Here is a 17707-nt window from a genome sequence, read left to right on the forward strand (position 1 = left end):
CTCAGGCCGCGGCGGCGAGCCGGTGCAGCGCTTCGCCGTCCGCCCGTTGCACCGCCCAACCGTCCATTCCCACGGCGCCAAGGCTGCGGTAGAACGCCAGCGCGTCCCGGTTCCAGTCCATGACCGACCACTCGAAGCGCGCGCATCCGCGGGTCATCGCCAGTTGTGCCATGTGCCGCATCAACGTGCGACCGAGGCCCAGGCCGCGATGCGCCGGACGGACGTAGAGGTCCTCGAGGTAGAGGCCCTGGCGACCGGGGGAGGTCGAGACACTCTGGAAAAACAGTGCGAAGCCAGCCGCGGCGCCCTCGACGTCGGCGATCACCGCCTCGGCGGCGGGTCGCTCGCCGAACAGGCTGTCGGCCAGCACCGCCGCGTCCGCGACCCCCTCGTGCTCGAGTCGCCCGTCGTCGGCGAGCTCGCGGATCAGCGTCAGCAGTTCCGGCACATCGTCGCGGACGGCCGGGCGCAAGACCGCGGCGGCGGGTGCCGCCATCAGCCCGCCAGCCGCTGTTTGACCAGCTTCGACACCAGGCCCATGTCGGCCTGGCCGGCCAGCTGCGGCTTGAGCACGCCCATCAGCTTGCCGATGTCGGCAGGGCCGGCCGCGCCGGTCTGGGCGACGGCGGCGTCGATCGCCGCCAGGATCTCGGGCTCGCCGAGCTTCTCGGGCAGATAGCGCTCGATCACCACGATCTCGGCGCGCTCCACCGCGGCCAGATCCTCGCGGCTGGCGGCCTCGTACTGGGTGACCGAGTCCTTGCGCTGTTTGACCATCTTTTCCAGCACTGCCAGCACGGCGGCGTCGTCGAGTTCGATACGCTCGTCGACTTCGCGCTGTTTGATGGCGGCATTGATCAGCCGGATCACCCCGAGCGTGGGTTTGTCGCCGCCCTTCATGGCGGCCTTCATGTCGTCGGTGAGTCGCTGCTTGAGGCTCATGGAAAGCTCCTGTTCCGGGCGCCCGTCGGTGGGCGGCAAGAGAGCGACGGGGGCGGACCCCCGGACGCGAAAAACGCAGAAAAGCCGGTCACGCTCGCGCGTGCCGGCTCCTCTTCGGCGCTGCGGTGCGCGCGTGTGGACGCGCGACAACCGGCAGGGCGAACTGCCTCAGTACAGGCGCTGACGCTTGGTCACGTCGCGCGACACGCGACGGGCCTGACGCTTCACAGCGGCCGCGGCCTTGCGCTTGCGCTCCTGCGTCGGCTTTTCGTAGTACTCGCGCTTGCGGGTTTCGGCCAGCACACCGGCCTTCTCGCAGGTGCGCTTGAAGCGACGCAGGGCAAACTCGAAGGGCTCGTTTTCGCGGACTTTGACGCTGGGCATAGGAATCTCTGGAATGGGGTTGACCGGCCGGCGGGGCCGGCGCCTCCCTCGATCACGGCATCCGTGACGGCATCTGCCTTCGGGAGAGCCGCGCATCATAGCCGCTGATCTGGCCCCGATGCAAGATCGACGATTGCGGAGCCTGTTGCGGGGCCCACCGTCTCGCGCCGACGGGCGGCACGGTGCGCGACCCGCGTGAGCCAGCCGCCCATGGCCTGCCACGCGATGGGGGCCAGCAGCAGCGACCAGGGGGCATGCAGCAGAAAACCCGGCAGGCCGAGCAGCAGAAGCCAGCGCGTGCGGATCGTCTCCGGGCGCCCGTCGGCGGCGGCTGCCATCAACCCCAGGGTGCTCACGGTTCCAGCCAGCGTCATTGCGGAGACCAGCATGAACACGGGACCGAATCGGAGGAAGGCCGGCGCCAGGACCAGCACGTAGACCAGCGCGAACGCCGCCGCGCAGGCCAGCCCCAGGCGGTAGCGTGCAGGCTGAGGGAGGCCGCGCTCGTGCAGCACGGCGAGCAGGTGTTCGGACTGCGCGGGCGGTAGCCGGTCGGGCTTGACGAGGCCCTGGACGCCACGCTGGACAAGAAACGTCCGGCCGTCGTATGCCAAGCGAAGCGCGTTGGCGCGATCGGGTGTGCTTCGGAGGCCGAACCTGCGCCATTGGACTGCGGGGTCGATGCCGGATTCGCGCAGGCGTCGGATCAGGATGTCGAGCTGGGCCAGGTCCCAACGTGGCGAGACGTAGCGTCCGTGCATGGTGCGTCCTCCTTGGTCGTGAACGCGCATGGTAGCGGCCCGGTGCGATGTCCGACCGCGAGTCGCCATGCCGCCGCGCTTGCCTTGTCGCCGCGCAGTCCCCACCCTGCGCGTCATGCGAGTCCTCGGCATCGAAACCTCCTGCGACGAAACCGGCGTCGCCGTCTACGACACCGCCCTGCGCGGCGCCGATGCGCTGCGCGCGCAGGCGGTGTACAGCCAGATCGCGCTGCACGCCGAGTACGGTGGCGTGGTGCCGGAACTGGCCAGTCGCGACCATGTGCGCAAGCTGGTGCCGCTGGTCCGGGAGACGCTGGCCGAAGCCGGGATGACCCCGGCCGATCTGGACGGCGTGGCCTACACCGCCGGGCCGGGTCTGGTCGGTGCGCTGCTGGTGGGCGCGGGCGTGGCGCGGTCGCTGGCGTGGGCGCTGGACGTGCCGGCGCTTGGGGTGCACCACATGGAAGGGCACCTGCTGGCGCCGCTGATCGAGGACGACCCACCCGAGCCGCCGTTCGTGGCCCTGCTGGTGTCCGGCGGCCACACCCAGCTGGTGGCGGTGGAGGCGATCGGCCGCTACCGCCTGCTCGGCGAGACCCTGGACGACGCCGCCGGCGAGGCCTTCGACAAGACCGCCAAGATGATGGGCCTGCCGTATCCCGGTGGCCCGCAGCTGGCGGCCCTGGCCGAGCGGGGCACGCCGGGCGCCCACCGGTTCTCCCGGCCGATGACCGATCGGCCCGGTCTCGATTTCAGCTTCAGCGGCCTCAAGACCCAGGTATTGCTGGCTTGGCGCGACAGCGACCAGAGCGACGCCACCCGCGCCGACATCGCCCGCGGCTTCGAGGATGCCGTGGTCGACACCCTGGCGATCAAGTGCGCACGCGCGCTGGACGCGGCCGGCAGCGACACCCTGGTGGTCGCCGGCGGCGTCGGCGCGAACCGCCGCCTGCGCGCGCGCCTGACCGAGATGTGCGCCCAGCGCGGTGGCCGGGCCTGTTTCCCACGGCCGGCGCTGTGCACCGACAACGGCGCGATGATCGCCTTCGCCGGCGCCCTGCGCCTGCAGGCCGGCCAGCACGACGATGCCGCCGTGCGTGCGGTGCCGCGCTGGGACATGGCCAGCCTCTCGCCCCTGACGGCGGCGCCCTGAGCGCCCTGCACGTCAACGCCTCCACATCGCGGATCGACATCGTCATGGACAAGGTTTTCATCGAAGGGCTCGAGATCGAGGCCCTGATCGGCATCTACGACTGGGAGCGCCGGATCCGCCAGCCGTTGCTGTTCGATCTCGAGATGGCGTTCGACAACCGGGTGCCCGCGGCCAGCGACGACATCGCCCATACCCTCGACTACAAGGCGGTGAGCAAGCGCCTCATCGCCTTCGTGTCGGCATCGGATTTCGGCCTGGTGGAAACCCTGGCCGAACGGTGCGCGGCCTTGGTGATCGAAGAGTTCAACGTCGATTGGGTACGATTGAAGCTCAGCAAGCCGGGTGCGGTGCGCGGCGCGCGCGCGGTCGGCGTGATCATCGAACGCAGACGCCAGGGCTGATCCGCGGCCTGGCGCCGTGCCGTCCGCGGCGCGCCAGACCACAGGAGACCCCGCACGATGGAAACCCAGCTCGAACGCCTTCGCGACCTGCTCGCGCCTTACCCCTGGGCCTACACCCTGACCGTCCTCGCCGGCCTGATCGTGCTGGCCTGGCTGGCCAACTTCATCACCAAGCGGGTCCTGCTGCGCGGTCTGAAAAAGGCGCTGCAGCGCACCCCGCTCGGCGGCGCCGAGCACGATCACGATGTCCGCCTGCAGGTGATCCCGCGACTGGCGAACGTGGTGCCGGCGCTGGTGATCTCGGCCGGCGTGTCGGTGGTGCCCGATCTGCCGCCGCAGCTGGTGACCGTGGTCAAGGCGCTGTGCCAGGTGTTCGTGGTGGTCACCATCGCCCTGGCGGTCTCCAAGGCGCTGGATTCGATCAACCGCGTCTACGAACGCCGGCCCGATGCGCACAACAAGCCGATCAAGGGCTACTTCCAGGTCGTCAAGATCATCATGTTCGTGCTGGTCGGCATCTCGGTGGTGGCCACCCTGATCGGCGCCGAATTCCTGCACATCATCACCGGCCTGGGTGCGATGACCGCGGTGCTGATGCTGATCTTCCAGGACACCATCCTGTCGCTGGTGGCCAGCGTGCAGATCAGCAACGACGGTCGCGTGCGGATGGGCGACTGGATCGAGATGCCGGGCCAGAATGCCGACGGCGACGTCATCGACATCGCGCTGCATACGGTGACGGTGCGGAATTTCGATCGCACCGTCACCACAGTGCCGACCAAGAAGCTGGTCAGCGATTCGTTCAAGAACTGGCGCCAGATGTCGGAAGGCGGTGGGCGCCGGATCAAGCGCTCGCTGCTTCTGGACCAGCGCAGCGTCAGGTTCCTCGAACCCGACGAAATCGCGGAATTCCGCCACTTCACCGTGCTCGACGACTATCTCGACCGGAAGGCTAGCGAGTTGCAGGCATGGAACGCGAACCTGGCCGAGCGGGGAGCCGAGCCGATCAATCATCGCCGCGTCACCAACCTCGGCACCTTCCGCGCCTACATCGAGCACTACCTGCGCAACCATCCCGGCATCAACCAGGAGCTCACGCTGCTGGTGCGCCAGCTGCAGCCTACGGAAATGGGGATCTCGCTGGAGATCTACTGCTTTACCGCCGACACCCGGTGGGTTGTCTACGAAGGTATCCAGGCCGATATCTTCGACCACCTGCTCGCCATTCTTCCGGAGTTCGATCTGAAGGTGTTCCAGGGGTGCAGCGATGCGCCGGTAGATGTGAACCTGCGCCGGGTCGAGGCCGGGGATGATGGCGGCGGTCGCCCCCGGCCATTGCGTGCGCCACCCCCGGTGCCCGCCCCCGACGCTGGCTGAGCCGCATGGCATGGGCCGGGTCCGCGTGTCGCAGGCCCGGCCGCACGCTCGCGCCATTGGCGCGGGCGTCGCGAATCTCATCCTGATCCGCCGCCGGGCCGATCCACGGTCGCGCAGACCCGGCCGCTGCGCGATGATGGGCTATCACTGGAGACCCCGTCGATGTCGCACACCGCGTGCCTCAGCCTGGGCAGCAATCTCGATCCGGAGCGCCACCTGGCCGCCGCCGCCCGGGCGCTGCACGAGCGCTTCGACGATGTCGTGCTGTCGGCGTTCTATCGCACCCGCGCGATCGGTTTCGACGGGCCCGATTTCGTCAATGCCGCGGCCCTGATCCGGACCGATCTCGACGTGTACGCGCTCGACGCCTGGCTGCACGCGCTGGAAGACGCCCACGGCCGCGACCGCAGCGGGCCGCGCTACGGCAACCGCAGCCTCGACATCGACATCGTGCTGTTCGACGACCTCGTGGTCGACGGCCCCGGCCATCTACGCCTGCCGCGGTCCGAGTTGCGGCACGCCTTCGTGCTGCGGCCGCTGGCCGAGATCGCACCCGACCGGGTGGAGCCGGTCAGCGGCCGGACCCTGGGGGCGCTGTGGGCGGAGTCGCCCGAGCGCGAGGTGGCGATGGCGGTCGTGGCGGTCACATCCCACGCCCCGCCACGTCCTGGAATGACTTCCGGCGCTTGAGTGGCGCGCCCGGCCGGGAGCACGCTCCCGTGCAGGGGCATTCCGGCGCGCGTCGACCCGAGGAGGCGGTAGGCCATGTTCGAGACATTTTCCCGCAGCTGGACACTGGTGAAGGCCAGCGCATCGGTCCTGCGTTCGGACAAGGAGTTGATGCTGTTCCCGGTGATTTCCGGCGCCTGCACGCTGGCGGTGCTGGCGACCTTCGTCTTGCCGCTGTCGCTGCTGGGCGGCTTCTCGCAGGGGTTCGGCGGGTTGATCGCGGTCGGCCTGCTGTTCTACTTCTGCCAGTACACGGTGATCATCTTCTTCAATGTCGCGCTGGTCGCCGCGGCGATGATCCGCCTCGACGGCGGCGATCCGGACCTCGGGGACGGTCTGCGCGCCGCGCGCGCACGCCTGCCGGCGATCCTGGGGTACGCGGCCATCGCCGCGACCGTGGGCCTGCTGCTGCAGTCGCTGCGCAACCGCGAGGGCAATGTCCTGGTCCGCCTGGTCGGCGGTGCGTTGGGGGCCGCCTGGACGCTGGCCACCTTCCTGGTGGTGCCGGTGCTGGTGAGCCGGGACATCGGCCCCATCGAGGCGCTGAAGGAGAGCGTGCGCCTGCTCAAGCGCACCTGGGGCGAGAACGCCATCGGCAACGTCGGCATGGGCGCGGTGTTCGGTGCGATCAGTGCAGCGGTGGCGCTGATCGGCTTCGGCCTGGCCGTGCTCGCGGCGCAGGTCTGGTTCGGGCTGGGGATCCTGATCGGCGGCGTGTTCGCGATCGCGCTGCTGCTGTTGAGCGTGTTCCAGGCCGCACTGGGCGGGGTGTACTCGGCGGTGCTCTATCGCTATGCCAGGACGGGCGATGCGCCGGCCGGCTTCCAGCCCGCCGTCCTCGAGCACGCGTTCGAGCCGCGCCGCTGACTCAAGCGCCCACCAGCCGTCCGCCGTCCACGCGCAGGCTCTCGCCGGTGAGGTAGGTGGCATCGCGCAGCAACCACAGCACGGTGCCGGCGATCTCGTCGGGGGTGCCGGTACGCGCGAGCGGGGTGCGCGCGAGCATCGAGGCCTGGCGCGCGGGATCGTCGTCGCCGGCGCCCTCGCCCCACAGGATCGCCCCGGGCGCCACGCTGTTGACGCGGACCTCCGGCGCGAGATCGACCGCGAGCGAGCGGGTCGCGGCTTCCAGCGCGGCCTTGGCCATGCAGTAGAGCGCGTGATCGCGGCGCGGGTGGCGGGCGTAGATGTCGGTCATGTTGACGATGGCCCCGCGCGCCGCGCGCAACTGCGGCGCCGCGGCCTGGGCAAGGAAGAACGGCGCCCGCGCATTGCTGGCGAACAGCCGTTCCCAGTCGTCCGCGGTGGCCTCGCCCACCGGTGTGGCGAAGTAGGACGAGGCGTTGTTGATCAGGGCGTCCAGGCGCCCGAAGCGTTCGACCGTCGCGGCGACGAGGGTCGGCAAGCGGGCGACGTCGGCCAGTTCCGCCTGGAGACACAGGGTGCTGCCCGGGCGCGCCGCTTCCAGGCCGGCGACGAGCGTTTCGAGCTCCGGTCGCGCGCTGCGGTAGTGCAACGCCACGTCGTAGCCGGCCGCGTGCAGCCGCTGCGCGATGGCGTGACCGAGACGGTGCGCGGCGCCGGTGATCAGGGCAACGGGTGCGGGCGGGGCGTCGGACATGGGGCGGCCTTTCGGAAGCTGGACCGCCACGATACCGCCGCGCCGGTGGCGGGCGCGCATGCGCGCACGACGACATGCGGCGGATGCGCGTCGCAGGCGTCCGGTGTCGCCGGTCGCTTATCCTGTACGTCGTTTTCCGCGCTCGAAAGCCCATGTCCGACCGCACGCCCCTGCCCGACGAAGCCCTCGCGCTCAGCGCGCGCCTGGAGGCCCTGATCCGCGACGAGATCCGCGCCGCCGGTGGCGCGATTCCGTTTTCGCGCTTCATGGAGCTGGCGCTGTACGCGCCGGGGCTCGGCTACTACAGCGCCGGTATGGCGAAGTTCGGCGCCGACGGCGATTTCGTCACTGCGCCGGAGCTGGGCACGCTGTTCGCCGGCAGCGTGGCCGAGGCGGTGGCGCCGGTGTTGCGCGAGCTCGGCGAGGACGCGCAGTTCGTCGAGATCGGTGGCGGCAGCGGCCGTTTCGCCGAGTACGCGATCAAGCGACTGATGACGCTCGATGCGATGCCGGCGCGGTACGCCATCCTCGAGCCCAGCGCGGACCTGCGCGCGCGTCAGCGCGCGCATCTGCAGCAGCGGTTGACGCCGCCGGTGTTCGACCGCGTGACCTGGCTGGACGGGCCTGTGGCCGAGCGCTGGACCGGGGTGGTGTTCGCCAACGAAGTGATCGATGCGCTGCCCACGCCGCGTTTCGCCCTGCACGAGGGCGAGGTGTTCGAAGAGCACGTGACGCTGGATGCGCAGGACGGCTTCGCGATCGCCGACCGTCCGGCCGACGCGCTGCTGGCCGCCGCGGTGCGCCATGTCGAGCGCCGGCTCGAGACGCCGTTGCCGGACGGCTACCGTTCGGAACTGCTGCCGCAGCTGCCGTACTGGATCCAGGCCGTGATCGGCGGCCTCGATGCCGGGGCGATGCTGTTCGTGGACTACGGGCATCCGCGCGGCGAGTACTACATGCCCCAGCGCGACACGGGCACCTTGCGCGCCTTCAGCCGGCACCGGATGGGCGAGGACGTGCTCGGATTCCCGGGATTGCAGGACATCACCGCTTCGGTCGATTTCACCGCGCTGGCCGAGGCGGGCACCGGGGCCGGCTTCGATTTCGCGGGTTACTGCGCGCAGGGCGCGTTCCTGCTCGGCAACGGACTGGACCGGTTGCTGGCGGAGCTGGAGGCGCGGGCGCCGGACGAGGCCGCGCGCTACCGGCTGCGCCAGGAAGTGAAGCAACTGACCCATCCCGACCGCATGGGCGAGCGCTTCCAGGTCATGGGGTTCGCGCGCGACGTCGAATTCGGGCATGCGTTCCTGGCCGGCGATCTGAGCTATCGGTTGTGAGTCGAGGGGGCGTGCTCAAGCCGTTTCGGCGGCCGTCGTGGTGGGTCGCGTTGTGGGCGACGGCGATCGCGGTGACGGTGGGGTTGTCGTTGAGTCCGCCACCGCCGATGCCGCCGGTCGACGGCGGCGACAAGATCGGGCATTTGGTCGCATATGGCGCGCTGGCTGCCGCGGCGGTGCAGTTGTTCGCGCGCTGGCGCGGGGTACTGACCGCGGGTATCGGGCTGGTGCTGCTGGGGGTCGGCCTGGAGGTGGCGCAAGGCGCGCTGACCGAGACCCGGATGGCGGACCCGATGGACGCGCTGGCGAACACGCTGGGGGTCCTTATGGGCCTGGCGACCCGGTGCACGCCGTGGCGCGATCTTCTCCTGCGGCTGGATGCGCGCTGGCGATAGCGCAGGTTCCTGCAACGGCGACGGTATGCACGCAGGCGCCGTACCGTCCGCACCGCGGCCGCGATGGCGGCGCCTGATACCCTGCGTGCCTTTCCCGGACCCATCGCCCGCATGCTGCCGCCCCCTGCCGTCGTCGCCCATGTTCCCGATGCACTGCGGGTCGCACAGCGCCTGGCCTGGGCGCGCGAGGCGACCTGCGAGCCGGCGCTGACGCTGGAGCGCGCGTCGGTGGACGCGGGCTTCCGCAGTTACTGGCGTGCCCCGACCACGCAAGGCAGCCGGATCGTCATGGACTCGCCACCGGATCTGGAAGACGCCCGGCCCTGGCTGCGCCTGCGCACGCTGCTCGATGCGCACGGCATCCGGGTGCCCGCGCTGCTGGCCGAGGATGCGCAGGCCGGGTTCCTGCTGCTGGAGGACCTGGGGCCGTCGACCGCATTGCAGGCGCTGGCGCACGTCGATCGCGACACGTTGCTGGAGACCGCATTGCGCACCCTGGTGCGATTGCAGGCGATCCCGGTGCCCGACGATCTGCCGCGCTACGACGCGGCGATGCTGCAGCGCGAGCTGGACCTGTTCGAGGCATGGTTCCTCGGCCGCCATCTGGGCGTGACCTTGTCGGAGATCGAGCGCGTCGGCCTGCACGACGTGCAGGCGCGGCTGATCGACAACCTGCTCGCGCAACCGCAGGGCTTCGTGCATCGCGACTACATGCTGCGCAACCTGATGCCGGTGGGCGACGATCTGGCGGTGATCGACTTCCAGGGCGCGGTGCACGGGCCGCTGGCCTACGATCCGGTCAGCCTGTTCCGCGATGCGTTCCACAGCTGGCCGGACGCGGTGGTGGAGACGGGGCTCGATCGCCATCACGCGCTCGCCCGCGCCGCCGGCCTGCCGCTGCCGGCGCTGGTCGATTTCCGACGGGATGCGGATTTCGCCGGCATGCAGCGGCACTTGAAGATCCTCGGGCTGTTCGCGCGGCTGCACTATCGCGACGGCAAGCCGAAGTATCTGGCCGATGCGCCGCGCTTCGTGGGGTATCTGGACCGGGTGCTGCCTCGGTATCCGGAACTGGCGCCGCTGTCGGCGCTGCTCGACCGCCACGTGCGCGCGCACGTTCCGGCGTGATGCCGCGTGCGTCCACGCGCGCCTCACGGGCGGATGCAGGATCGTCGGTGCGCGTCTTCGAAACCGGAGCTCCGATGAACGATCTGTTCGCCAGTCCGCCGCCGCGGCCCGTGCATGGCATCCGCACCGGCATCGGGGGCTGGACGTTCGCGCCGTGGCGCGACAACTTTTATCCGAAGGGCCTGGTGCAGCGGCGCGAGCTCGAGTTCGCCAGCCGCCAGCTGACTGCGATCGAGATCAACGGGACCTACTACGGTGCGCAGACACCGGCCACGTATGCGCGTTGGCGCGGCGAGACGCCGGAGGGCTTCGTGTTCTCGGTGAAGGCGCCGCGTCGGATCGTCGAGGCGCGCCAGCTCGCCGCGGTGGCCGCGCGCGCCAAGGGGTTTCTCGAAGGCGGCCTGGCCGAACTGGGCGACCGTCTCGGGCCGGTGTTGTGGCAGTTCACGCCACGGCGCGCATTCGACCACGACGACCTCGCCGCGTTCCTGGATGCGCTGCCGCGCACGCTCGACGGTCGCGCGTTGCGCCATGTGCTGGAGGTGCGCCATCCCAGTTTCATGGACGAGGCGTACCTGGCGCTGGCGCGGACGCACGCGATCCCGACGGTGTTCACCGATTCGCCGGACTATCCGTCGTTCGCCGACCTGACCGGCGATTTCGCCTACGCGCGGCTGATGCGCAGCCGCGAAGACAGCGGCACCGGCTATCCCGGCGACGCGCTCGACGCCTGGGCCGGCCGCGCGCGTGCGTGGGCCGACGGCGGCGCGCCGGACGATCTGCCCTACGTAGGCGCGCCCGCCGATGGCACTGGGACGAGACGCGAGGTGTTCGTGTTCTTCATCGGCGCCGGCAAGGCGCGCAATCCCGCCGCGGCGATGGCATTGCAGGCGCGGCTGGCGGCCTGAGTCGCATCGGGCAGGCGTCCGACGCGTGCCGCGATCAGTCCGGCGCCACGCCGCACCACGCCGCGTAGGCATCCGCATCGTTGTCGAAGCCTTCGCGTTCGGCGAGTTCCCACGGACGCTCGCACTGGGCGGTGCGTTCGCACCAGCTGTAGCCGGCGGAGCCGATGCAACCGTGCGCATCGCGATCCGCGCCGGGCATGGCCGGCGGCGCGGGTGCGCCTGCGGTATCGGCTGCGGGGGCAGGCGCCGGCGCGGCCGGCTCGGCGGCATCCTGGGATGGCGCCGACGGCGTGCAGGCGGCCACCCCGAACACGAGACACGACGACAGCACGGCACGGGCAAACATTCGCATGGGTGCGCTCCGAAAGGGTCGTGCGCGCAGCTTGCCACGTCGCATGCGTGGACGCGCTCACAACTCGGGCATGCGCGTGGCGGTCCGCCGACAAGATATCGTTGGCTAGCCCGTGTCACACAGCCATCGCACGTCGCACGGGCGCCGCGTCAGACCAGCAGCCGCCGCGCGATATCGGCCTGCAGCGCGTCCAGCGGTGCGCCGGAGATCGCCGCGCCGTGTGCGTAGATGGCCAGCAGCAGCGGCGCGCGCTCGGGCGGATAGAGGACCGCCACGTCGGCTGCGGTGCCGCTGCCGCAGGTGCCGGTCTTGTCGCCGACGGCCCAGCCGGCCGGCGTGCCGGCGCGGATGCGCGCATCGCCGGTGCGATTGTCGATCAGCCAGCCGGCCAGCACCGCGCGGGAGGGCGCGCGCAACGCATCGCCGAACAGCAGGGCATGCAGGCTGTCGACGATGGCGCGCGGACTGGTGGTGTCGCGCGGGTCGCCGGCGGCGGCCTCGTTGAGCTCGGGTTCCCGGCGATCCAGCCGGGTGACCGGATCGCCGATCCCGCGCAGGAAGGCGGTCAGGCCGGCCGGGCCGCCGACCAGCGGCAGCAGCAGGTTGGCCGCGGCGTTGTCGCTCAGGGTCACGGTGGCCCGACACAGGTCCGCCACCGTCGCGTCGCCATCGGCCACGCGCGTCGCCACGTAGGGCGAGTGGGTGATCACATCGTCCGCGCGGACCGGCAGCGCATGATGCAGGTCGGCGCGGCCGTGGTCGACGGCATGCAGCACAGCACCGGCCAGCAGCGCCTTGAAGGTGCTGCACATGGGGAAGCGCTCGTCGTCGCGCCAGCCGATGCGGCGGCCATCGGCGGTGTCGAGCAACGCCACGCCCAGACGTCCGCCGGCCCCGCGTTCCAGGTCGGCGAGAGCATCGGAAGGGGCGGCGCCGGCGTCGAGGGCGGTGGCGAGCCGCGGCAGGGCGGCGGCCAGCAGCAGGCTGCCGGAGCCGGCGAGCAGTTGGCGACGGGTGGGCATGCGGGTCTCCGTGGGCTCAGGGGGAAGCAGGGTGGGCGCGCGTCGTGTCCAACGCTGCGTCGAGTGCGGTTTCCGCCGCATCGGCGTAGTCGCGGCAGGTCATCGTCCGGCTGCGCTCGGCCGTGGCGCCGAACCGCCAGCCGCTGGCGCCCGGATGCGGGGTGAGCAGCAGATCGCAGGGCAGCGCCCGCAGGGTCGCGAAGCTACCCCGGTAGGCCTCGACGATGCGCGGGTAGCGCGGATGGTCGAGCAGCCGGTATCCCGGCGCGCCCAGGCTGTCGGCGTACACGACCCGGACCGGCGTGCCGTCGGACTGCCGGTCGTCCCAGGTCCAGGTCATGCTGCCCGGCGTGTGACCGGGCGTGAAATGCACCTGCAGCCGCAATCCGCCCAGTTCGACCGTCTCGCCATCCTGCAGCAGGCGGTCGACGTGCAGCGGCGGATACAGCAGGTCGTCACCGTAATGCAGATCGTCGGCGCCGCCGCGGGCGAGCAGCTGCGCGGATTCGGCGTTGCTCAACACGCGTGCGCCGGTCGCGCGCCGCACCGCCGCCAACGGGCCGACGTGGTCGGCATGGGCGTGGCTGTGGGCGATCAGCTTCAGGTCCGACGGGGCCAGACCGAGCGCGGCCATGTTGACCAGCAAGTGGTCGGCCGCCTGCGGCATGCCGCCGTCGATCAGGATCGCGCCGGCGTCGTCCACCAGCAGCAGCGCGGTGAGTTCCGCAGTACCGATCTGCCAACTGCGTTCGGCGATCCGGAGCGGTGCGATCGGCTCCAGCCAGGCTGTCGGAACCTCGTAGGCCTGCAGTTGCGCCAGGGGCTCGTGCGCGTGCGTCGGCGCGAAGGGCCATGCGGTGCCAGCGGCCAGGACCAGCACCGACATGCAGAATGTCCGCTCGTTCATCGCGTCGCTCCCGAGGAATGGCGAGGATTCTTGGCGTCTTCGATACGGCCCACAAGCGACACGATCTCATCGAAGCCATGAACTGATCTAATGACGCGATGGACAGTCCTCATCTGCCGTTGACCGGTCTGCGCGCCTTCGAGGCGGCCGGGCGGCACCTGAATTTCACCCGCGCCGCGCTGGAGTTGCGGATCACCCAGGCCGCGCTCAGCCACCGCATTCGCGGCCTGGAGGCGCGGCTGGGCTGCGTGCTGTTCCGGCGCCTGCCGCGCGGGGTGGCGCTGACCGACGAAGGTGCGGCGCTGTTCCCGGCGATCCACGACGCGTTCGGCCGCATCGTCGGGGCGCTGGCGCCGTTCGAGGGTGGCGCGCCTCGTGCAGTGCTGACGGTGAGTGCGGTCGCCACCTTCGCCACCGGCTGGCTGTTGCCGCGGCTGCAGGCGTTCAACGTCGCGCATCCGGGCGTCGACCTGCGCCTGTCGACCCACAACAACCGCATCGACCAGGCGGCGGAAGGTCTCGATTTCGCGGTGCGCTTCGGAGACGGGCACTGGTCCGGGCTGGATGCGGTGCGCGTGTGCGCGGCACCGCTGTCGCCGGTGTGCGCGCCGGCACTGGTCCGGCGGATCCGGCGGCGGCGCGACCTGCTCGACCTGCCGCTGCTGCGCTCCTACCGGCCCGACGAGTGGTCGCGCTGGTGCGACGCCGCCCGGTTGCCGGCACCGCCACTGCGCGGGCCGATGTTCGATTCGTCGCTGGCGCTGGCCGCCGCCGCAGCGGCCGGTGCGGGCGTGGCGCTGCTGCCGGTCGGCATGTTCGCGCAGGACCTCGCCGACGGGCGTCTGGTGCGGGTGTCGCGGGTAGAGGTCGATGTCGGCGCCTACTGGCTCACGCGCCTGCGCTCGCGCGAGGAAACCGCGGCGATGGCGGCGTTCCGCGCATGGACGGTCGCGGCGGCATCGGCGCCTGGCGCCGCTGCATGAGTGTGGCCGCCGGTTCCGGCTCGACCGAAGTCCCGGTCAGGTCCGGGTTCCGGATGCGCGCGTCGGCGGCGGACAGGCGTCCTCGTCCGTACGGACCTGTGCGATCGCATCGATCCGCGCGCTGCGCAAGGCGTCGCCGACGGCCGGGCCGGTGAGGCCGTCGCGCAGCACGTCGCGCGCCTGCACGCCGCGTGCGGCGTCGAGCATGCGCAGCAAGCGGGCGCCCTGCGGATAATCCGCATCGGTGGCGCCGAGCCGGCCGCGTTTGTCGGCTTCGCACACCGTCACCAGCCGGGCGATGCGCTCCGGTTTGCGGAAACCGTCGCAACGCGCCAGCAGATCGTGCACGGTGCTGTCGCGCAGTTCGTCCAGGCGATGCACGTTGAGGTGTTCGCGGCAGGCCAGGACCGCCAGTTCGCGGTGCGCGGTGGGTACCCTCAGGCGGTCGCACAGCGCGGCCAGCGGCTTCAGGCCGCGCTGCTCGTGGGCGATGTGCCGGGGCCATTCCGCCTCCGGGGTGCGTGCCTTGCCCAGGTCGTGGGTGAGCGCGGCGAAGCCGATCACGGTATCGCCCGGCGCGAGCGTCGCGGCCATGTCGCAGACCATCTCGGTGTGCACCCCGGTGTCGACTTCCGGGTGGTACTCGGGCCGCTGCGGAACGCCGTACAGCGCCTCCACCTCCGGCAGCACCGTGCCCAGGGCGCCCGCGTTGTGCAGCGTGCGCAGGAAGGCGGAGGGCTGCTTCGCGCCCAGCGCACGCGACAGTTCCTGCCAGACGCGCTCGGGCACCAGGTCGGCCAGCTCGCCGCCGGCGGCCATGGTGCGCATCAGCGCACGGGTCTCGTCGGCCACGCGGAAGCCCAGCGGCGCCAGCCGCGCCATGAAACGCGCCGCACGCAGCACGCGCAGCGGATCTTCCACGAAGGCCGGCCCCACGTGGCGCAGCACGCGCGCGTCCAGATCGCGCGCGCCGCCGAACGGGTCGACCAGGCGGCCGTCGGCATCCTCGGCGATGGCGTTGATGGTGAAATCGCGGCGCTCGAGATCCTGTTCCAGCGTCACCGACGGATCGGCGTGCACCACGAACCCGCGGTAGCCGCGGCCGGACTTGCGTTCGGTGCGTGCGAGCGCGTGTTCCTCCTGGGTCTCGGGATGCAGGAACACCGGGAAATCGCGGCCCACCGGACGAAAGCCGGCGGCTTCCATCGCCTCGGGCGTGGTGCCGACGACGACGTGATCGCGGTCGCCCGGCGCCAGCCCGAGCAGCCGATCGCGCACCGCGCCGCCGACGAGATAGGTCTTCATGGGCCGACGATAGGGCGGGTCGTCAGGGGGCGTCGCCGCCGGTCGGGCACACGAACGGCTTGCGCGCCGCCGACACGTTGCCGCGCATGCGCTCGCTCACCGGCACCGCATCGCCGTCCAGACGCCAGTCGTAGATCACGCTGAAGGCCAGCACGCGCGCGACGTACTCGCGGGTCTCGCGGTAGCTGATGGTCTCGATCCAGAAATCCGCATCCATGCCGGCGCGCTGGTCGATCCAGCGGCGGGTCGGCGCGGGACCGGCGTTGTAGGCGGCGATGGCGATGTAGGGCAGGTCGTAGCGCTCCTTCATCTCGCGCAGGTAGGCGGTGCCCAGACGGATGCTCACCGCCGGGTCGTACAGGCTGTTCGGCCCGCCCCAGGGCTCGCCCAGCCGGCGCGCCACGCCCTGGCCGGTGGTCGGCAGCACCTGCATCAGGCCGCGCGCATCCGCGGGCGAGCGTGCGCGTGGATTGAAGGTGCTCTCGGCACGGATTTCCGCGGCGATCCAGGCGGGGTCCAGATTGTGCCGCCGCGCTTCGGCGCGGATCAGGTCGTCGTAGTCCAGCGGGAAACGCAGCGTGTACAGGCGCATTTCCTCCGGCTGCCGGCCGAGTCCGAACACCGCGCGATCGAACCAGCCGTTGTCCTGCGCGACCGCCACCGCCATCCGGCGCTGCTGGTCGTCGAACGTCGCCAGCGCCGCGTTCCACTCGCGCACCGCCCAGCCCGGGCGGTCGGCGCGGAACAATGCCATCGAGCGGATCATTTCAGGCGTGTTGGCTACGCGCGCGCGCGCCGAGGCGTCGTCGGGCAGTTCCATCGGGCACAGCGCGTACGGCTGGCCGAGGCGGTCGGCGGCGAGGAAGCCGTGGAAGTTGGGGTCCTGCGCGGCGCGCGCGTACAGCGGCTGCGCGGCGGCGTTGTCGCCGAGCAGTTCGTGCAGGCGTGCGGCGAAGTAGGTCCAGCGTGCGCTGTCGCGTTGCGCGGCGGGCATGCGCTGGATGGCATCGAGCGCGGTTTTCCAGTCCGACCGCGACAGGCCTTCGCGCGCCTGCCACTCGTGCAGGCGGTCGTCGTAGGCCGACAGCGGCACCGCGGCCAGCCGGCGCGCGGAATCGGGCAGGTACGAGGCCACCGTCCACAGCGCGATCTGGTGCAGCACGCGACCCCGTTCGGCCTCGTCGAAACCGAGCGCCTGCGCATACTGCGACCACTGCGCCTCGGCGGCGTCGGGGTTCTCGCGGCCGAACTTCGCCAGCCCGTGCGAGGCGACCAGCCGGCTGCGCGGCGTTTTCGGCCACTGCAGCGCGCGCGCGTGCGGCGCCTGCACGAACGCGGCGTAGTCGTCGGCCAGGGCGCGGTCCGCCTCGGGCAAACCACGCGCGGCCGTGCGCATCACCCCGGGGTTCCATTCCGCGGCGGCGAGGTCCAGACGCTCCCAGCGCAGCGCCGGGGTCATGCCGCCGCGCGCATCGAGCGCGGCGAACGGGGCGTCGCATTCGTCGGGCAACGAATTGCCGCTGCTGCGCCAGATCGCCGCGACCTCCTCGTTCCACGCGTCGTCGGCCGCGCCCAGCCGCTGGCGCGCGTCGAGCTCCATGCAGCGCAACGCAGGCGCGGCGATATCGGCGGACCAGGCGGCGCGCACACCGGCCCAGTCCTGGCGGCGGTGCAGGGCGCGGACCCAGTCTTCGCGGAAGGCGGCGGCCACCGGCTGACCGTCGTAGCGCTGCAGGAATGCGTTCGCCTGCGCGGCCGGCAGGTTCGCCAGGTCGCGTCGCAGCCCGGCGTACTCGATCCAGCCGTAGGCCGGATGACCACTCATGTGCGTCGGTGCCGGCTGCCCTCGCGCCGCAGCCTCGAAGGCGCTGCGCAGGGCGGTATCGGCGGCGGACGACGACTGTGCGGTGGCGGCGAATGGCGCGACGGACAACAGCGTCGCGGCGGCGAGAACGGAGCGGAATCGGCGTGTCGGCAGCATGCGACGGACTATAGCGAACCG

Annotated in this window: 20 protein-coding genes; 10 read left to right on the forward strand and 10 right to left on the reverse strand. The window is 71.2% G+C overall.

The annotated features are described in order from the left end of the window. Position 1: 1 nt before the first annotated feature. The 4 genes from RG19_RS16775 to RG19_RS16790 form a co-directional block, all read right to left on the reverse strand. The gene (locus RG19_RS16775; RefSeq protein ID WP_058836267.1) at positions 2-496 is read right to left on the reverse strand and encodes a GNAT family N-acetyltransferase; all 495 of its coding nucleotides are present in this window, start codon (positions 494-496) and stop codon (positions 2-4) included. Continuing rightward, on the reverse strand, positions 496-942 hold the full coding sequence (locus tag RG19_RS16780; protein ID WP_058836268.1) for a GatB/YqeY domain-containing protein: 447 nt from the start codon (positions 940-942) through the stop codon (positions 496-498). The genes RG19_RS16775 and RG19_RS16780 overlap by 1 nt, the downstream gene beginning before the upstream one ends. 168 nt (positions 943-1110) lie before the next feature. Continuing rightward, on the reverse strand, positions 1111-1326 hold the full coding sequence (gene rpsU / locus RG19_RS16785) for a 30S ribosomal protein S21 (RefSeq protein ID WP_024889019.1): 216 nt from the start codon (positions 1324-1326) through the stop codon (positions 1111-1113). Between the two features lie 95 nt (positions 1327-1421). Further along, positions 1422-2087, reverse strand: a complete 666-nt coding sequence (locus RG19_RS16790; protein WP_058836269.1) for a hypothetical protein — start codon at positions 2085-2087, stop codon at positions 1422-1424. A gap of 115 nt (positions 2088-2202) precedes the next feature. Here RG19_RS16790 and tsaD point away from each other — a divergent pair, with 115 nt between their 5' ends. From tsaD to RG19_RS16815, 5 genes are all read left to right on the forward strand, one after another. After that, the gene (gene tsaD / locus RG19_RS16795) at positions 2203-3240 is read left to right on the forward strand and encodes a tRNA (adenosine(37)-N6)-threonylcarbamoyltransferase complex transferase subunit TsaD (protein ID WP_058836270.1); all 1038 of its coding nucleotides are present in this window, start codon (positions 2203-2205) and stop codon (positions 3238-3240) included. Positions 3241-3284: 44 nt separating this feature from the next. After that, complete coding sequence (gene folB / locus RG19_RS16800) at positions 3285-3641, forward strand: dihydroneopterin aldolase (protein WP_058836271.1); 357 nt, start codon at positions 3285-3287, stop codon at positions 3639-3641. Between the two features lie 57 nt (positions 3642-3698). After that, the gene (locus RG19_RS16805) at positions 3699-5018 is read left to right on the forward strand and encodes a mechanosensitive ion channel family protein (protein ID WP_082672752.1); all 1320 of its coding nucleotides are present in this window, start codon (positions 3699-3701) and stop codon (positions 5016-5018) included. A gap of 162 nt (positions 5019-5180) precedes the next feature. Then, positions 5181-5708: a 2-amino-4-hydroxy-6-hydroxymethyldihydropteridine diphosphokinase gene (gene folK, locus RG19_RS16810; protein WP_058836272.1), complete on the forward strand. Its 528-nt coding sequence runs from the start codon at positions 5181-5183 to the stop codon at positions 5706-5708. A 75-nt stretch (positions 5709-5783) separates the two neighbouring features. After that, on the forward strand, positions 5784-6614 hold the full coding sequence (locus RG19_RS16815) for a DUF6159 family protein (RefSeq protein WP_058836273.1): 831 nt from the start codon (positions 5784-5786) through the stop codon (positions 6612-6614). A gap of 1 nt (position 6615) precedes the next feature. Here RG19_RS16815 and RG19_RS16820 read toward each other — a convergent pair whose 3' ends face one another. Continuing rightward, positions 6616-7368: a pteridine reductase gene (locus RG19_RS16820; RefSeq protein WP_058836709.1), complete on the reverse strand. Its 753-nt coding sequence runs from the start codon at positions 7366-7368 to the stop codon at positions 6616-6618. Between the two features lie 152 nt (positions 7369-7520). Between RG19_RS16820 and RG19_RS16825 the strand changes: the two genes are divergently transcribed. The 4 genes from RG19_RS16825 (at position 7521) to RG19_RS16840 (ending at position 11136) form a co-directional block, all read left to right on the forward strand. After that, positions 7521-8705 (forward strand): class I SAM-dependent methyltransferase, encoded by a 1185-nt coding sequence (locus RG19_RS16825; RefSeq protein WP_058836274.1) that lies wholly within the window; start codon positions 7521-7523, stop codon positions 8703-8705. A gap of 11 nt (positions 8706-8716) precedes the next feature. After that, positions 8717-9100: a VanZ family protein gene (locus tag RG19_RS16830; RefSeq protein WP_238376665.1), complete on the forward strand. Its 384-nt coding sequence runs from the start codon at positions 8717-8719 to the stop codon at positions 9098-9100. A gap of 111 nt (positions 9101-9211) precedes the next feature. Beyond that, positions 9212-10228, forward strand: coding sequence for an aminoglycoside phosphotransferase family protein (locus RG19_RS16835; protein WP_058836276.1), 1017 nt, complete (start codon positions 9212-9214; stop codon positions 10226-10228). A gap of 74 nt (positions 10229-10302) precedes the next feature. Then, positions 10303-11136, forward strand: a complete 834-nt coding sequence (locus tag RG19_RS16840; protein ID WP_058836277.1) for a DUF72 domain-containing protein — start codon at positions 10303-10305, stop codon at positions 11134-11136. 34 nt (positions 11137-11170) lie between these two features. Here the strand turns inward: RG19_RS16840 and RG19_RS16845 are convergent, their stop codons facing one another. The 3 genes from RG19_RS16845 to bla (RG19_RS16855) form a co-directional block, all read right to left on the reverse strand. Continuing rightward, entirely contained in the window at positions 11171-11488 is a 318-nt protein-coding gene (locus RG19_RS16845; RefSeq protein WP_058836278.1) for a hypothetical protein, read from the reverse strand. A gap of 149 nt (positions 11489-11637) precedes the next feature. Continuing rightward, positions 11638-12510: a class A beta-lactamase gene (gene bla, locus RG19_RS16850; RefSeq protein WP_058836279.1), complete on the reverse strand. Its 873-nt coding sequence runs from the start codon at positions 12508-12510 to the stop codon at positions 11638-11640. A 16-nt stretch (positions 12511-12526) separates the two neighbouring features. Beyond that, positions 12527-13396, reverse strand: a complete 870-nt coding sequence (gene bla / locus RG19_RS16855; protein WP_058836710.1) for a subclass B3 metallo-beta-lactamase — start codon at positions 13394-13396, stop codon at positions 12527-12529. 119 nt (positions 13397-13515) lie between these two features. Here bla (RG19_RS16855) and RG19_RS16860 point away from each other — a divergent pair, with 119 nt between their 5' ends. Then, positions 13516-14400, forward strand: a complete 885-nt coding sequence (locus RG19_RS16860; RefSeq protein WP_058836280.1) for a LysR substrate-binding domain-containing protein — start codon at positions 13516-13518, stop codon at positions 14398-14400. A 36-nt stretch (positions 14401-14436) separates the two neighbouring features. Here the strand turns inward: RG19_RS16860 and RG19_RS16865 are convergent, their stop codons facing one another. Next, the gene (locus RG19_RS16865) at positions 14437-15705 is read right to left on the reverse strand and encodes a multifunctional CCA addition/repair protein (protein WP_058836281.1); all 1269 of its coding nucleotides are present in this window, start codon (positions 15703-15705) and stop codon (positions 14437-14439) included. Positions 15706-15727: 22 nt separating this feature from the next. Beyond that, the gene (locus RG19_RS16870) at positions 15728-17686 is read right to left on the reverse strand and encodes a lytic transglycosylase domain-containing protein (RefSeq protein WP_058836282.1); all 1959 of its coding nucleotides are present in this window, start codon (positions 17684-17686) and stop codon (positions 15728-15730) included. Positions 17687-17707 lie beyond the last annotated feature (21 nt).

Origin of the sequence: Luteimonas abyssi, from assembly GCF_001482195.1 — a bacterium.
In the GTDB taxonomy this organism is placed as follows: Bacteria; Pseudomonadota; Gammaproteobacteria; order Xanthomonadales; family Xanthomonadaceae; genus Luteimonas; species Luteimonas abyssi.

Coding starts and splice junctions, on each gene's coding strand:
- RG19_RS16775 (WP_058836267.1), bottom strand. CDS start 496: ATGGCGGCACCCGCCGCCGCGGTCTTGCGCCCGGCCGTCCGCGACGAT.
- RG19_RS16780 (WP_058836268.1), bottom strand. CDS start 942: ATGAGCCTCAAGCAGCGACTCACCGACGACATGAAGGCCGCCATGAAG.
- rpsU (WP_024889019.1), bottom strand. CDS start 1,326: ATGCCCAGCGTCAAAGTCCGCGAAAACGAGCCCTTCGAGTTTGCCCTG.
- RG19_RS16790 (WP_058836269.1), bottom strand. CDS start 2,087: ATGCACGGACGCTACGTCTCGCCACGTTGGGACCTGGCCCAGCTCGAC.
- tsaD (WP_058836270.1), top strand. CDS start 2,203: ATGCGAGTCCTCGGCATCGAAACCTCCTGCGACGAAACCGGCGTCGCC.
- folB (WP_058836271.1), top strand. CDS start 3,285: ATGGACAAGGTTTTCATCGAAGGGCTCGAGATCGAGGCCCTGATCGGC.
- RG19_RS16805 (WP_082672752.1), top strand. CDS start 3,699: ATGGAAACCCAGCTCGAACGCCTTCGCGACCTGCTCGCGCCTTACCCC.
- folK (WP_058836272.1), top strand. CDS start 5,181: ATGTCGCACACCGCGTGCCTCAGCCTGGGCAGCAATCTCGATCCGGAG.
- RG19_RS16815 (WP_058836273.1), top strand. CDS start 5,784: ATGTTCGAGACATTTTCCCGCAGCTGGACACTGGTGAAGGCCAGCGCA.
- RG19_RS16820 (WP_058836709.1), bottom strand. CDS start 7,368: ATGTCCGACGCCCCGCCCGCACCCGTTGCCCTGATCACCGGCGCCGCG.
- RG19_RS16825 (WP_058836274.1), top strand. CDS start 7,521: ATGTCCGACCGCACGCCCCTGCCCGACGAAGCCCTCGCGCTCAGCGCG.
- RG19_RS16835 (WP_058836276.1), top strand. CDS start 9,212: ATGCTGCCGCCCCCTGCCGTCGTCGCCCATGTTCCCGATGCACTGCGG.
- RG19_RS16840 (WP_058836277.1), top strand. CDS start 10,303: ATGAACGATCTGTTCGCCAGTCCGCCGCCGCGGCCCGTGCATGGCATC.
- RG19_RS16845 (WP_058836278.1), bottom strand. CDS start 11,488: ATGCGAATGTTTGCCCGTGCCGTGCTGTCGTCGTGTCTCGTGTTCGGG.
- bla (WP_058836279.1), bottom strand. CDS start 12,510: ATGCCCACCCGTCGCCAACTGCTCGCCGGCTCCGGCAGCCTGCTGCTG.
- bla (WP_058836710.1), bottom strand. CDS start 13,396: ATGTCGGTGCTGGTCCTGGCCGCTGGCACCGCATGGCCCTTCGCGCCG.
- RG19_RS16860 (WP_058836280.1), top strand. CDS start 13,516: ATGGACAGTCCTCATCTGCCGTTGACCGGTCTGCGCGCCTTCGAGGCG.
- RG19_RS16865 (WP_058836281.1), bottom strand. CDS start 15,705: ATGAAGACCTATCTCGTCGGCGGCGCGGTGCGCGATCGGCTGCTCGGG.
- RG19_RS16870 (WP_058836282.1), bottom strand. CDS start 17,686: ATGCTGCCGACACGCCGATTCCGCTCCGTTCTCGCCGCCGCGACGCTG.